The sequence below is a fragment of the Mesorhizobium sp. M0870 genome (assembly GCF_040319775.1).
Taxonomy (GTDB): Bacteria; Pseudomonadota; Alphaproteobacteria; order Rhizobiales; family Rhizobiaceae; genus Mesorhizobium.
Genome location: NZ_JAMYOI010000004.1, coordinates 243,891 through 259,201 on the forward strand (window position 1 = coordinate 243,891; position 15,311 = coordinate 259,201).

Annotated in this window: 11 protein-coding genes; 1 reads left to right on the plus strand and 10 read right to left on the minus strand. The window is 62.3% G+C overall.

Annotated elements, in window-relative coordinates; all coding sequences use genetic code 11:
- Positions 1-73: 73 nt before the first annotated feature.
- From NKH97_RS07485 to NKH97_RS07530, 10 genes are all read right to left on the minus strand, one after another.
- Entirely contained in the window at positions 74-2,635 is a 2,562-nt protein-coding gene (locus NKH97_RS07485) for a GcvT family protein (RefSeq protein WP_352795924.1), read from the minus strand.
- A gap of 155 nt (positions 2,636-2,790) precedes the next feature.
- Positions 2,791-3,549 carry an FkbM family methyltransferase gene (locus NKH97_RS07490; protein ID WP_352795926.1) on the minus strand — a complete coding sequence of 253 codons (759 nt, stop codon included), beginning with the start codon at positions 3,547-3,549 and terminating at the stop codon, positions 2,791-2,793.
- Positions 3,546-4,778: a hypothetical protein gene (locus tag NKH97_RS07495; RefSeq protein WP_352795928.1), complete on the minus strand. Its 1,233-nt coding sequence runs from the start codon at positions 4,776-4,778 to the stop codon at positions 3,546-3,548. The genes NKH97_RS07490 and NKH97_RS07495 overlap by 4 nt, the downstream gene beginning before the upstream one ends.
- 8 nt (positions 4,779-4,786) lie before the next feature.
- Complete coding sequence (locus NKH97_RS07500) at positions 4,787-6,217, minus strand: aspartate aminotransferase family protein (RefSeq protein WP_352795964.1); 1,431 nt, start codon at positions 6,215-6,217, stop codon at positions 4,787-4,789.
- Positions 6,218-6,321: 104 nt separating this feature from the next.
- Positions 6,322-7,329 (minus strand): NAD-dependent epimerase/dehydratase family protein, encoded by a 1,008-nt coding sequence (locus tag NKH97_RS07505; protein ID WP_352795930.1) that lies wholly within the window; start codon positions 7,327-7,329, stop codon positions 6,322-6,324.
- A complete protein-coding gene (locus tag NKH97_RS07510; RefSeq protein ID WP_352552501.1) occupies positions 7,326-7,775 on the minus strand; it encodes an EamA family transporter in 450 nt (149 codons plus the stop codon). The genes NKH97_RS07505 and NKH97_RS07510 overlap by 4 nt, the downstream gene beginning before the upstream one ends.
- A gap of 124 nt (positions 7,776-7,899) precedes the next feature.
- On the minus strand, positions 7,900-9,252 hold the full coding sequence (locus tag NKH97_RS07515; RefSeq protein ID WP_352795932.1) for an FAD-binding oxidoreductase: 1,353 nt from the start codon (positions 9,250-9,252) through the stop codon (positions 7,900-7,902).
- 2 nt (positions 9,253-9,254) lie between these two features.
- The gene (locus NKH97_RS07520; RefSeq protein WP_352795934.1) at positions 9,255-10,688 is read right to left on the minus strand and encodes a UbiA family prenyltransferase; all 1,434 of its coding nucleotides are present in this window, start codon (positions 10,686-10,688) and stop codon (positions 9,255-9,257) included.
- Positions 10,689-10,890: 202 nt separating this feature from the next.
- The gene (locus tag NKH97_RS07525; RefSeq protein WP_023812335.1) at positions 10,891-11,154 is read right to left on the minus strand and encodes a hypothetical protein; all 264 of its coding nucleotides are present in this window, start codon (positions 11,152-11,154) and stop codon (positions 10,891-10,893) included.
- Between the two features lie 154 nt (positions 11,155-11,308).
- Entirely contained in the window at positions 11,309-13,795 is a 2,487-nt protein-coding gene (locus tag NKH97_RS07530) for a mechanosensitive ion channel family protein (protein ID WP_023812336.1), read from the minus strand.
- A gap of 240 nt (positions 13,796-14,035) precedes the next feature.
- Here NKH97_RS07530 and NKH97_RS07535 point away from each other — a divergent pair, with 240 nt between their 5' ends.
- Complete coding sequence (locus tag NKH97_RS07535) at positions 14,036-15,295, plus strand: sarcosine oxidase subunit beta (protein WP_023812337.1); 1,260 nt, start codon at positions 14,036-14,038, stop codon at positions 15,293-15,295.
- Positions 15,296-15,311: the final 16 nt, after the last annotated feature.

Below are 15,311 nucleotides of genomic sequence, written 5' to 3' on the forward strand. Positions count from 1 at the left end.
AAGCGAAAACAGCCTGTTTAAAAAGGGAAAAGCCCGGCCAAGGCCGGGCTTTTCGTTCTCAAATTCTGCGGCTTCAACTGCGCGGCTTCAAATTCTCCGGATCATAAAGCGGCTTGTAACCGACAGCGGCGACTTCAACCGGATAGGTCTCGCCGAAATACTCGATAATGAGCTTGCGGCCTTCCTGGGCGTAGGCCCATGGCAGATAGGCGAGGCCGATGTTCTTGCCGATGGTCGGGCCATAGGCCATCGACGTGGTGAACGACCGGCGGCCGAGTTCGTCGACCAGCGTCTCGCCGGTCTTCGGGTCCATCACCGGCATCGTGCCGACAGGATAGCGGGCAACGCCTTTGGAATCGACATTACTGGTCATCACCAGCGTGCACAGCATGGCCGGTTGGCGCTCGCGGGCGCGGTATTCGACATGCTTGGCCTTGCCGCAAAAGTCGTTCTCCTTGACCTTCGGACGCGCAAGATCGGCTTCGAGCAGATTGTACTCGGTCAAAAGGTCGGCGTTCTGCAGGCGCAGGCTCTTTTCCATGCGGCGGGTGTTGGCATAGGTCTCAACGCCGAAGGGCATCACGCCGGTCGAGCGCAAGGCGTCCCAGACGGCCAGGCCGTCCTCGTAGCGCATGTGCAGTTCCCAGCCCTGCTCGCCGACATAGGAGATGCGGAAAGCGGTGACATCCTTGCCGCCGATCCGGACCGGCTTGATCGCCGCGAAGGGGAAGTTCTCAACAGAGAGCCCGTCCGGATTTTCGACCACCTTCTGCAAGGTCGCCCGGGCATTCGGCCCCCAGATGCCGATGGTGACATACTTCTCGGTCACGTCGGTGATGGTGACATCGAAATCTTTGTCCTGTGCCGTGCGGCGCATGTACTGGAAGTCGCGCGGGCCAGCGTCGGCGCCATCGATCAAACGGCAGCGGTCGGCCATGCGGATGACGGTGAAGTCGGCGCGCACCATGCCTTCCTCGTCGAGGAAGTGGGTGTAGATACCCTTGCCGATGTTGTTGTCGCCGCCGATCTTGGCCGCGCACAGCCATTCCAGCAGCGCGACATGGTCGGGACCCTCGATGTCGTACATGGCGAAATGCGACAGGTTGACGATGCCGCAATCCTCGCTCATGGCGAGGTGTTCGGCATTGGAGACGCGCCAGAAATGGCGGTTGTCCCACTCGTTCTCGCGCACTGGCACCCGGTTGCCGTATTTCTCCAAGAGATGCTCGTTGGCGGCATAGCCATGGGCGCGCTCCCAGCCGCCCAGCTCCATGAAATAGCCACCGAGTTCCTTCTCGCGCTCCCAGAACGGCGAGCGCCTGATATTGCGGGCCTTGGAGAACGGCTCGCGCGGATGTACCGCCGGATTGTAAACCTTCATCGCCGTCTCGGTGCAGCGATCCCAGATGAACTGCTCCTTGGTCTGGTGCGGATAGAAGCGCGCATAGTCGATCGCGTGATGGTCGATTTCCGTGCGGCCGTCGGTCATCCAGTCGGCGATCAGCTTGCCCATGCCGGGACCATCCTTGACCCAGATGGCGACGGCATACCAAAGGCCCCGCACCTTCTGGCTTTCGCCCATGGACGGGCCGCCATCAGCCGTCACCTGGAGAAGCCCGTTGAAGGAATGGCTCTCATTATAGCCGAGTTCGCCGAGGATCGGCGTCAGTTCCATGGCGCGTTCGAGCGGTGCCAGGATCTGCTCCATGTCGAGATCGCGCTGCGACGGCGACAGCCGCGCCTGGTCCTTCTCCAGCAGGTCGCGCGGATGGCAAAGGCGCGGATTGGTCTCTTCGTAGTAACCCCACTCGATCTGCCCGCCCTCGGCGGTCCTGGGGTCACCGGTGTCACGCATATAGGCCGAGTTGCCCTGGTCGCGCAGCAGCGGCCAGCCGATCTCCTTGCCCGTGCCGGCGAACTCGTTGTAGGGGCCGAAGAAGGTCAGCGGATGGTCGATCGGCATGACAGGCAGATCCTCGCCGACCATTTCCGCGATCAGCCTGCCCCATATGCCGGCGCAGACGATGACATAGTCGGCCTCGATGGTGCCGCGATCGGTCACCACGCCTGAAATGCGGCCGTCCTTGACGACAAGCGACCGAGCCGGCGTGTTGGCGAAGGATTTGAGCTTGCCCGAGGCTTCCGCCTGGTCGACCAGCTTGCCGGCCACTGTCTGCGAGCGCGGGATGACCAGGCCGGCATCGGGATCCCACAGGCCGCCCTGCACCATCGCTTCTTCGATAAGCGGAAATTTTTCCTTGATCTCGGCCGGTTCGATCAGACGGGCGCGCGTGCCAAACGCCTTTGCGGAGGCGATCTTGCGCTTGATCTCTTCCATGCGGCTGTCGTCACCGACGCGGGCGACTTCGAGGCCGCCGATGCGCGCGTAGTGGCCCATCTTCTCGTAGAAATCGATGGAGTAGAGCGTCGTCCAGCACGACAGGAAATCGTGGCTGGTCGTGTAGCAGAAGTCAGAGGCGTGCGCCGTCGAGCCGATATCGGTCGGGATGCCTGATTTGTCGATGCCGACAATGTCATCCCAGCCACGTTCGATCAGATGATGGGCGATCGATGCGCCGACGATACCGCCCAGGCCGACGATGACGACCTTCGCCTTTTTCGGAAACTCTGCCATTGCCCGCGACTCCAAAGTGATAAAGCGGGCGGACTATAGGGCGGAGCGGCAGGACGATTGAAGCCTGTTTGCGACATTGGCAAAAAGCCGAGCGACCAGACGGCAGAATGGTTCACACCGGGCGCCTTGTGCGGCTCTCTTTTCGCTGGATCAGCTCAGGCGAAGGCCCAGATGTCCTCGGCCTGGAAGCCGACCTGATAGCCTGAGGTCTTCAGCTTGACAACGACCTGGCCGATCTCTGGAGCGGGCAGCGCGCCAACCTCGACCTTGATCATGCCGGGACGGTAGCGCTTGAGGTCGAGCTGTTCGAAGACGATCCAGTCGGCGCCCTCGCAATCGACGAGGAAAGCGTCGATATGGCTGATGCCGTTGCGGTCGAGCAGCGTCTGCAGCGTTTCCGACGGCACTTCGATGTCCCTGAGGTGCGGCGCGAACTTGTTGAAATTGGCGTCGGCCTCGCCCCAGGCATTCTTGCCCGACATCAGATTGGTGTCGGTGACCGACGAGCAGCCGATGAACTCGATGGGCAGCGTGCCGGCCTCGAGCGCGGCGGCATCGAAGGTGTGGACGGTGATCGTACCCTTGGCCTTTGTCACCGCCACCGGCTCGATGATGAACCGGCTGGTGTCGGGGTAGTTGGCGCGCAGCCGTTTCTGATTGTAGGGGATCGGCTCGACCAGCATCGCGCGTGCGCCAGCTATGCGGTGCAGCCACGGCGTGACGTCATCGAACAGCGCGCCGTCGCAGGCGCCGACATTGACCATCTGGAACGGCCGTCCTGTCCCACCAAACCGCGCCTTCAGCGCCGCCCTGGCCAGGAATTTCGTGCCACGCAGGGATGGCCCGCGATCGAGAACGCCACTTGGAAGACCAAGCGACAGGGCAACGCGCGCCAGGCTGGATAGCGAACTCATGACTTGTCTCCGGAAATGGCATGCAAGGCGGCGGGACGCTTGCCGCGAGCCGCGGCCGCCCACAACGCCATGAACGGCGTCGCCAGCAGCAGGAATGGCGGGATCAGATGCGGGAAATAGATGCGCGTGTCGTGGATCGGGAAGACGGTGAACTTCGCCAGCGCGCCGAGCACCAGCGCTGCAAACAGGATGCCGGCGCGGCGATCTAGATGGAAGCCGGCACGGCCGGCGGCAAACCAGCCTGCCAATGCCAGCACCGACACCCCGACCCAATTGTTCAGGCTGACGGCGCGCAGCAGCGAGGTGGCAAACGCCTTGAGATAGGCGGTGACCGAGAATGGCGGTTCGAACCCGTCCATATTGTAGTGCTGCTCGATGCTGGAGAACCACAGATGCGGCCACCAGCCGGGATGATGCGCCCAGTGCGAGATGGCGAAATAAGCGACGAAAGACGAGGCAAAGCCGGCCAGAGCACCCCATGACTTCTGCCGGAAGGCGACGAGAATCACAGCAAAAACAGCAAGGAAAACAATATTGTCCGGCCGGACCATGAAGGCGAGGAAGAGCAGGATCGCGGTCGCCATCTCGCGGCCGCGGACATAGGCGTAAAGCCCGCCGAGCAACAGCGCTGAAGTGAGCAGATCCGGCGTCGAGGCGCGCGCCGCATCGCCGAAATCGGCCATGATCAGCACCGCGCCGACCACAGGCGCCAAGGCCAGTGCCCCCTCGGAGCGCAGCCACATCAGGGCGATCGCGCCGAACAGCAGAACCGAGAACACTGAGACCAGGCGCATCGCCTCGACCGGCGACATCACCGCGCTCATCGTCGACAGGATCTCGGCGTAGAGGAACTTGATCCGGTACATGCCGAGCAGCGAATGGAAGTCGGCGGCATTCTCCGCCATGTGGCTGCGAAAGCCACCGCCATCGTCGGTCAGCGCCTTGTAGTCGCCAGCTGAAACGCCTGATTTGACGGTGTTGTAGGCATAGTCATGCAGCGCCTGGGCATCGGGATAGGTGCCTTCCTCCGATATAGCGAGATAGGGCAGCATGTCCCAGTTGGCGTCTGGTATCACCCAGGCGGTGAACGCTGTAAAAAGAATGTAGAGCGCGAAGGCCGCCGCGCCGATCGATGCCGCCAGCCGCGCATAAATCCCCTCGCCCCACACCAGACCGGCTCCGATGAGCCGGTCGAGCGGGTTTTGTGGAGCAGGCGACCTGGTCAGCATCGTTCTGCTCAACGAACCTGGCTTTTGACGAAATCCTTCACGATCGACACGATGCCGCGCGACAGCAGGCTGTCGAAGGCATCGACGAAGCGGTCGACATGCTCACGCTGGCAGATCAGCGGCGGCTCGAGCCGGATGACGTTGCGGTTGTATTCGGTGAAGGCGACCAGCACATCGTAGTCGCGCAGCAGCAGCGCCCCGATGAAGCCCGACAGCGAACCCTTCAGCTTGTCGTCGAGCACGCTGACGATCGGCCGCAACACCATCGGCAAGGTCTGCGAGAAGTCGTGGAACTCCAGGCCGATCATAAAACCCTTGCCGCGCACATCCTTGATGATCTTCGGGTACTTTTCCCTGAGTGCCTGCAGGCGCTGCAGCAAATAGTCGCCGGTGACGGCGGCATTGTCGATCAGCCCCTCGTCATAGAGCACGTTGAGCCCCTCGATCGAGGTGACGCAGGCCTCGCCCATGCCGCCGAAAGTCGCCATGGCATGGATCATCGCCGTTTTCGGCGTGCCATAGGCCTTCATGTAAACCTCGCGCCGTGCGATCATGGCTCCCACCGCCGCCTTGCCGGCGCCAAGCGACTTGGCCAGCGCGGTCACATCGGGAATGACGCCGTAATGCTCGAAAGCATAGAAGCGGCCTGACCGGCCATAGCCGCACTGCACTTCGTCGGCGACCCACAACACGCCATACTGGTCGCACAGCGCCCTTAGCTTCTGCCAATATTCAGCAGGCGCCTGGATGATGCCGCCGCCGCCCTGGATGGTTTCCAGCACGATGACGCCGACCTCCGGGTCGGAACGGAACAGGCGCTCGACCGCCTCGATGTCGGCAAACGGGATGCGGACCGTGTTTTCGGCCACCTTGAAGTCGGCGCGGTAGAGCTGGCCGTCGGTGATGCCCAGCACGCCCTTGGTCTTGCCGTGGAAGGAATTCTCGGCATAGACGATCTTCGGTCGCTTCGGACCGGCGGCGCGCTCGGCGAGCTTAACCGCCGCTTCCATCGCCTCCGAGCCGGACGAACCCAGAAACACCATGTCGAGATCGCCGGGCGAGCATTTGGCGATGTTGTGCGCAAGTGCCGCCGCATATTGCGACATGAAGGCGATGGCGATTTCCTGGCGCTTCTCCTCCTGGAATTTCTTGCGTGCTTCCAGGATGCGCGGATGATTGTGGCCGAAGGCCAGCGATCCGAAACCACCGAAGAAGTCGAGGATCTTGCGGCCGTTCTGGTCGATGTAGAACATGCCTTCGGCGCGCTCGATCTTGATCTTGTGGAAGCCGAGCAGCTTCATGAAATGCAGCTGGCCGGGGTTGAGATGCGCCTTGAACAGGTCGGTCATGCGGGCGACATCCATCGCCTTGGCCTGCTCGACGCTGATCAGATGGGGCTTGGCGATGGTGGCGGGCGATAGCGACGGCGCGCTGACCATGGTGCGCACGTTCGTCTGTTCGGGCTTGGCCATGACGGTCATTTCAATCTCCTGTCTGCACGCACGACCAGGATCGGGCGCAACGAAAGCTGTTTTGCGAGCCGCTATTCGGCGGGCACATGTTTGGTGGCGACTGCGTGGCCGGCTTTCTTTGCGCGGTACTCGCTATAGGCGGCGATCAGCATGTCCTCGTCGCGATATTGCGGCACCCAGCCGAGCTGGCGCCCGGCCTTGGACACGTCGAGCACGCAGTCCTCGTCGGCGATCAGATACTGTTCCGGGTCCATGATCGGCATGTTCAAGAGGTCGAGCAGGTCGAGCGTGCGCTTGACCGCCCAGCCCGGTGTCGGGATCAGGATCGATTTCGAGCCGGCATGCCGGATCAAATCGCCGAGCAATTTCTTGACCGGCGGCGGGTTGAGCGAACCCAGATTATAAGCCTCATCAGGCACACCGGCCTTCCAGGCCGCGCGCGCGGCCTCGGCGCAGTCGAACACCGAGATGAACTGATAGGGGTTCCTGCCCGAACCGATCATCGGCACCGGAAAGTTCCAGTCGATCAGCTTGAACAGCTTTTCCAGGATGCCAAGCCGGCCTGGGCCGATGATCAGGCGCGGGCGAAACAGCGAGATCGACATGCCGCGCTTGCGCCATTCGGCCGCCAACTCCTCTGTCTTCTGCTTCGACCAGCCATATTCGCCCAGCGGCGCCACCGGGTGCTCCTCGGTCATCGGCTGCGTGACCGTGTGGCCGTAGATCATGTCGGTCGTGTAGTGGACGAGTTTTGTCGCACCGGCTCTGTCCATGGCCTGCATGATGTGCTCGGTGCCGTGGAAATTCACCGGGAAAAAGAAATCGTGCCGCTTGGCGCGCACCTGGATCGGCGACAGCATCTTTGCCGACAGATTGTAGACCATGTCGTCGGCCGTGAGCCCGACCGCAGCGACCGACGCCGGATCGGTGACGTCGCATTGGACAAAGCGGACGGTGCGGTAATGCGGCAGGTCGCTCTTGACGATGTCGGCGACGACAACCTCTTCACCATCGGCCGCAAGCTTCGGGGCAAGATGGCGGCCGACGAAACCGTCACCGCCGAAAATCACATGTCTCATCGAACGATCTCGTTTGCTTGGATCTTGTCGGGCGTGATGGAAGCGGTCTGGTCCTCATGCTCTCGACCACCCAAATCTCGACCACTTTGCGCGATCAGCACCGTGCCGACGCAGATGAAGGCGATACCGGCGATGCGCCAGCCATTGAGGTCCTCGCGGAAGACGAAATAAGCAAAGATAGCGACGGCAACGTAGGCGAGGCTGAGGAACGGATAAGCAAAGGAGAGCTCGACCTTCGACAGCACATAGAGATGCGAGGCCATCGAGATGACGAAGGTACACAGGCCCAGGAACACCCACGGGCTGAAGACGATCTGCAGCAGCTTGACGAGCGGATTGACGCCCTCGAACGAGATCGGCCCGAGCGACATCATGCCTTGCTTCAGCATCAGCTGCGCGGCGGCATTGGTCATGACCGTAAAGAGAATGAAGACGATGTATTTCATGTGTTCCAAGCCACCCCTTCACGCTTCCTATTACAAACCCGCAAACATTTCGTGAAGCCACAAGAATGTTTTGAGTGAATCGTGGATTTAACGATTCGGTAACCAAGAATTACTCGATTTTTATCTATTCCGCCGCCTCGACCGCACCTCGCCGCGTGTCCAGCTTCCTTGCCGTCCGTGCCCAGAAGCTCGACAGGAAGGCGGGATCGCGCAGTGCCTCCAGCCGCTGCCAGTCGGGAAAGGACGAAGCGAAGATGTCGGCGCCCATGCGGGCGTCCTTGTAGGGATTGACGGCGCCGCCTGCCTCGACGGTGATGCGATCGAGTTCCCGCAACAAGGCCAGCGTCGCAGCCCCCCTGTTGGGGAAATCCAGCGTCAGCGTGTAGCCGGGACGCGGGAACGACAGCAGCGCCGGCGAGCGGATGGAGCCGAAGCGTTTCAGCACGGTGAGGAACGAGCCCTGCCCGGCTTGCCTTGCAGCCGCCAGCAGCGCCGGCACGGCCTCGCGCGCCGCCTTTTCCGGCACCACGCTCTGGTGCTGAAAAAGCCCCTTCGGCCCGTAAAGCCGGTTCCAGTCGCGCACGCCGTCGAGCGGAAAGAAAAAACCCTGATAGCCGACCTGGCGCGGTGCGGGCGACCGGCCCTTCTTCCACCGGTAGGCGGTGTTGAAGGCGGTCAGGAACGGTCGGTTGAGCACATTGAACGGCGGCTGGAACGGCACCGAGAGATTGCCGCCGGCGCGCGAGGCGGCATGCGAGCCGTGCTCGGCGTGATTGCCGGTAAACAGCAACCCGCGACCGCTGTTGCGGCCGCCGGCCAACTGGTCGATCCAGGCGACCGCATACTCATTGGCCTGATCGGCCGCCTCGGCCAAACCGAAGAATTCGTCGAGATCGCGAAACGGTGTCGCCTTTTCGACGATGTCGAGGGAATGAACCCGCATCAGCCGGATCGAGGCCGACAGGATGAGACCGGTCAGCCCCATACCGCCGATCGTTGCCGCAAACAGGCGCGCATTGTCTGCCGCCGAGCAGCGATAGGTCTTTCCGTCGGACCTGAGCAGCGTGAAGCTCTCGACATGGCAGCCGAAGGTGCCGCGCCGGTGATGGTTCTTGCCATGCACGTCATTGGCGATGGCGCCACCGAGCGTGACGAATTGCGTACCAGGCACAACGGCGGGGAAGAAGCCGTAAGGGGCGGCGTGGGCGATGATGTCGGACAACAGCACGCCGGCATCCGCCTGGAGAACACCAGTTTCGGCGTTGAAGGCGTGGATCCGGTTCAGCGATCGCATATCGACGACCGCTCCGGCCTCGTTCTGGCAGGAATCGCCGTAGGAGCGGCCATTGCCATAGGCAAGCAGCGACGCCGGCTTGGCCCGACCGCCCTTCAGCAGCGCGATCGCCTCATCGGCCCCGATGGCGCGTGGCGCCGACGGTGTGACAAGGCCAAAGCTCGGGAACCGCTCCGTGGCCATGCCTACCAGCCCCCGATGACCAGCATCACCGCACCGATCAGCACCACGATCTGGCTGCGCCAGTCGCGGATGATGAACACGACCGGATCGTCATGCATCTCGTTGCGGCGTGCCAGGATCCAGACGCGCATGGTGAGATAAAGCACGATCGGCGCCAGCGGCCAGATCAGCCACGGATGCGGATAGAGCTCGCGCACCGCGACACTGTCCATGTAGAGCGCCAGCACCAGCGCCGAGGAGAAGGCCGAGGCCATGCCGGCCTGGGCGACGATCTCCTGGTCTTCCGTGCGATAGCCGCGACCGGCAATCCGCTCGCCAGGCGGGATGGCGGTGGTGCGCAATTCGACGAAGCGCTTCACCAGCGCCAGCGACAGGAAAAAGAAGATAGAGAAGGCCAGCAGCCAGAACGAGACGTCGACGCCGGTCGCCGCCGCACCGGCCAGGACGCGGATCGTGTAGAGGCCGGCGAGCGTCAGCACATCGACCAGCAGCATGCGCTTGAACGACAGCGAATAGGCAGTGGTGACGACCATGTAGCCGCCGAGCACAGCCATGAATTCGGGCGACAGGAACAGCCCGGTGCCGATGCCGATAGCCAGAAGCACCGCGATCGCGCCAAGTCCGAACGGGATCGACAGCGCACCGCTGGCGAACGGCCTGTTGCGCTTGGTGAGGTGTTTGCGGTCGAGCGCGAGGTCGAAGAAATCGTTGAGGATGTAGATGGCCGATGCCACCGCGCTGAACGAGACGAATGCCAGCAGGCATTCCCAGATCATGTCGGTGTCGAAATATTCATGCGAGAGCACCATCGGCACTGCGATCAGCGAATTCTTCAGCCACTGATGGACACGCAGCATCTTGACGATGGTCCGCAAAGTCGGCTTTGGCGCCGGCATCGTCTCGGCGCCATGTGCCGCCTGCCAGCGCGCGGCATGGCGGTCGGGCGCGACGACGATCGCGTTGCGCGCTGCATCGAAGACCTGGAGATCGTGACGGCTGTTGCCGGCATAGTCGAAACCGCCATCGCCATAGGCTGCAATCAGCGAAGCGCGCTTCCTGCCCGAGGTGAGATTGGCGAGACCATCGGTGGCCAGCACCTGGTCGAAAATGCCGAGATGGGCCGCGATGGCGTCGGCGAACTTGCGCGGCGTACCGGTCGCCAGCACGATCTTGCGGCCTTCGCCGTGCTCAGTCCGGAGGCGGCAAAGCAGCACCTCACGATAGGGCAGCGATGCCGGATCGATGTCGATGCGCTGCGCGATCGCCTGCTTCAGCCGCGCCGGCCCGCCGGCGGCCCAGAAAGGCACGAGGAAGATATAGAGCGGGTTCTCCTTGAGAAGGATGAACAGCCCTTCCCACAACAGGTCGGTCGCGATCAGCGTGCCGTCGAGATCGACCGCAAGCGGTATTGCGTTCCTGTCCGACCGCACATCCATGTCCTGCCCTGCCCGCGTAGAGTTGCGCGCCGCTTTTCGGCGTCTTGAGGCTGGTATAGCGGGCGATGACGTAGCGAACGTTAAAACGCACGGTTGCAGACGGCTGCCATGGGCGTATTTCCGGCGTCATTGTTAAACAACCGCTACCGGAAACGATAAAAGGCCGGGCAAATTCCCGGCCTCCGCAATCGTGACGCCAGGATTACTTGATGCGGGCGACACCGCCCGAAATCTCGACGGTTTCCGAACCGGTCAGGGCTTCGAGGTCGCCATTGGGCAAGGTGACGAAGCAGCCATTCGGGCAGAACTCAACCGTTTCGCCACCGGCCAACGCAAGGTCGGTCTTGCTGCCGCCCTCGGTGACGACCAGCGTTCGGGTCTCGGCGTCCTTGTTGACCGCGCTCGCGGCATGGACCGAGCCGATAGCGGCGACCAGGGCGACGGCAGCGACGAGAGACTTCCACATGGTGCAATATCGGTGTTCCCACCGCCTCTGTTGCATTTCGCAAGGCATTTTCGCCTTTGCATGGAGCTTATATGAGATGGAAGCTGAACCGCAACTGAATGCCCCATTCATGCCGCAATCGGCTTTCGATGGTTGAGACCCACCGATTCCCAGCCTAGTCCGGATCTGGCTTCCTGGTTTTGCGGGACTTGACCAGTCGCTTCTTCTCCGCCTCGGCTTCGGCCTTCACCTGCTCCTGTTCGGCGAAGTCGGCCTCGATCTTGTCGTCGTCTGTCGGCCAGGCCTTGGGCTTGTGGGCCTCGACCACGGCGCGTGGCGTCGAGGGCATCTCGATGTGTTCGCTGCTGAATTTTTCAAGCACGGCAAAACGGATGTCGTTCTGCGCGATGTTGCCGTTCATCACATCGGCCAGGAACACGCGGATCTCGAATTCCAGGGCGGCAGGGCCGAAATTGGAAAACAGCACGAAGGGTTCGGGGTTCTTCAGCACCATCGGGTGGCTGCGGGCGATCTCCAGCAGGACGGCATGAACCTGCTTGACGTCGCTGCCATAGGCGACGCCGACCTTGATGTCGATGCGGCCGAGCTTGTTGCGGTGCGTCCAGTTGCCGACGGCATTGTTGATCAGGTTCGAGTTGGGCAGGATCACCGATTGCCGCTGGAAGGTTTCGATCTCGGTGGCGCGCACGCTGATCTTCTTGACTGTGCCGCTGACATCGCCGGCAACGATCCAGTCGCCCACCTTGAACGGCCGTTCGGCCAACAGGATCAGGCCGGAAACGAAATTGGACACCACGTTCTGCAGGCCAAAGCCGATACCGAGGGAAAGAGCGCCGGCGACTAGTGCCAGGCTGGACAGGTCGATGCCCGCCGCCGAGATGCCGACCAGTGCCGCAAGCGCGACGCCGGCATAGCCGACCGCCAGCCTGATCGAGTTGCGCACGCCGGTATCGACCTTGCCACGCGCCATCACGGAACCGTCGAGCCAGCCCTGGAACCAGCGCGTCAGGAAATAGCCTATGACGAAGACGACGATGCCGGAGAGGATGCCGGTGACCGAGATCGTCACCGAGCCGATGTTGATCCCGGTTGCGAGCTTGTAGGCCCAGGCCTGGATATCGCCGGGCTGGAAACCCCACATCAGCAGGATCAACGGCAGGAACACCAGCACGATCATCACATTGATGGCAACACTGACGACAAGGCCGAGCTGGTCGAGGGCTGTATCCTCGTAGCTGGATTTGGCCGACAGCCAGCGCCCGACGGTCGTGTTGGCGAAAGCACCCTCCTCGCCGATCGCCTGCGCCGACAGGAAGCCGATATAGGCGGTGATCAGCACGGTGCCGGTAACGACGACCTGCAACGAAACGAACAGAGCAAGGCCGATGTAACCGAGCAGCGCCGCGACGATGGTGAAAAGACCGAGCGCAAGCGCCGTATAGCGCAGCCATGCCGGCCAAGGCCGCCAGCTTCCGTCACGCGCCTTGAACGGCCTCAGCATCGCCATCAGGATCAGGATGACGCCGACGATGATGGTGGCGCCGAAACTGCGGGCGATGGTCAGCGACAGCGGCGAGCCCATCTTGTCGTTGATGACCGACAGGAAATAATTGACGCCGATGACCACGGCCATGGCGGTCGTCAGCCGCACCAGCCAGCGCGCCGGACCTGTCTCGACGGGGATAAGGCGCCAATTCGGCAGCCGCGGCTCGAGCGCCGCATTGGTCAATCGGTTGACGCAGAACACCACCCCGATGACGGCCGCGAGCGCATTCAGGAAGAGGCCGATGTCGCCACGCAACACATTGTAATAGTTGAAAAAGAACACCGTGGAGGCCAAGAACACGCCAACCGCCAGCGTCGGCAGCAAGGTCGACCAGAAGGCCACCGACAAGCGGCTGAGATAGGATGGATCCTCATTGGCAGGGTCGGCTTCGAACACGCGCCCGAACAGGCGCCGGCCACCGACCAGCAGCACCAGCGCCAGCCCGAGCGCCACGAAGGTTGCCGCCAGAATGGCCTGGAACTTGAACTTGAAAGCGAAGCTTAGCCATGACGACACCGCTTTGTAGAAATTGCCGAATTCGTCCCTGGCGTCCGAAAAGACCTGCGGGCTGAGCGCGTCGGACAGCACATAGCGCTTGGTGAGCACATTGCGGAACAGCTCGCTGCGCATGTTGCCGATCTTGTCGATCAGCCCGCTGATGCGGATCGAAAGCGATTGGGCTTGCGCAATGACGGCGTTGATCTCCGCCTTTTCCGACACCAGCGCCTCGCGTTCGCCGCTGACGATGTCGGGCTCCGGCGGCTGACCCGCCGCAGGTGCCGCGCCAAGCTGCTCGAGACGGCTGTTGATCTCGCCAAGACGCGTACGGAAGGCCAGTGCGCTGTTCAGCGATTGCCGCGACAGCTCCTCGAGTTGCAAGCGGATATCGACAAGGCTGCTATCCTCCTCGCCGTCCTGCTGTATCTGCTTCTCGAAATTGTCGGTCTTGGTCGTCAGCGCCTGGATGATCTTCTGCTGGTCGGCGACCAGTCCGGCAGGCGCCTGGCCAAGCCCCTGTGCCACCGCATCGAACGACAGCGGCGCCGAGACGACAAGCGTGAGGATCAAAATGAGACGAAGCAATCGGAAAAGCATGATTTGTTGGCGACTCATCGGCGGCAAAGGCAATTTGAAAGCCTGCTCTTGATAAAGACGGCCCTATCATGGGGCAAGCCGTCGTATCGCGAGCCCGTCCGATCATTGGCCTCAACCGATCACTCACTCCGATTGATCCCATCCCAGGCGTCGGCCAGTCGAAAGGCGATGGCGCAATATTGGCTTTGCGGATGCGGCCTGCTCTATAGTCTGCCGCATCGCCCAAACCGGATGACATCAATGGCAGAGTACTCGGCCTTTTCGCTGCTCGCGAACGCGCTCAAGGGAAACAAGGATTGGAAGCCGGCATGGCGCAAGCCGGACCCGAAGGCGTCCTATGACGTCATCATCATCGGCGGCGGCGGTCATGGGCTGGCGACCGCCTATTATCTTGCCAAGGAACACGGCATCACCAATGTCGCCGTTGTGGAAAAGGGCTGGCTCGGCTCCGGCAATGTCGGCCGCAACACAACGGCGGTGCGCTCGAACTATCTGCTGCCGGCCAACACCCGCTTCTACGAACACTCGATGAAGCTGTGGGAAAACCTTTCGCACGAGCTCAACTACAATGTCATGTTCTCGCAGCGCGGCTGCCTGAACCTGGCGCACACGCCGGCCCAGTTCGACGACTATGCAAGACGCGGCAATGCCATGCGCCATCTCGGCGTCGATGCCGAACTGATGACGAAGGCTGAGATCAAACGTCTGATTCCGGCGCTCGACATCTCCGACAGCGCGCGCTTTCCGGTGGTTGGCGGCCTGATGCAGCGACGCGCCGGCACCGCCCGCCATGATGCGGTGGCCTGGGGCTATGCGCGCGGCGCCGACCGTCGCGGCGTCGACATCATCGAAAACTGCGAGGTCACCGGCTTCCTGCGCGACGGCGACCGCATTTCAGGCGTGACGACGTCCCGTGGCGACATCCGCGCCAGGAAGGTGGCCGTTGCGGTCGCCGGCAGCACCGGGCGTGTCATGCAGCTTGCCGGTATCGAGACAATGCCGATCGAGAGCCATGTGCTGCAGGCCTTCGTCACCGAATCGCTGAAACCCTTCATCGACACGGTCGTCACCTTCGGCATGGGCCATTTCTACATGTCGCAGTCGGACAAGGGCGGCCTCATCTATGGCGGCGACATCGACGGCTACAACAGCTACGCCCAGCGCGGCAATTTGCCCGTCGTCGACGAGGTGATGAGCGAAATGCTGGCGCTGTTTCCGGGCCTTGCGCGCGTGCGCATGCTGCGCTCCTGGGGCGGTGTTTGCGACATGTCGATGGACGGCTCGCCGATCATCACCACCGGCCCCCTGCCCGGCATGTATCTCAACTGCGGCTGGTGCTATGGCGGCTTCAAGGCGACGCCGGCTTCCGGCTGGTGCTTCGCCTGGACCATCGCCAAGGACCAGCCGCACGATCTCAACGCCCCCTTCACCCTCGACCGCTTCCACCGCGGCCTGGTGATCGACGACAAGGGCCAGGGTGCAAACCCGCGGCTGCATTAGGCATTAGGTAGAGTTC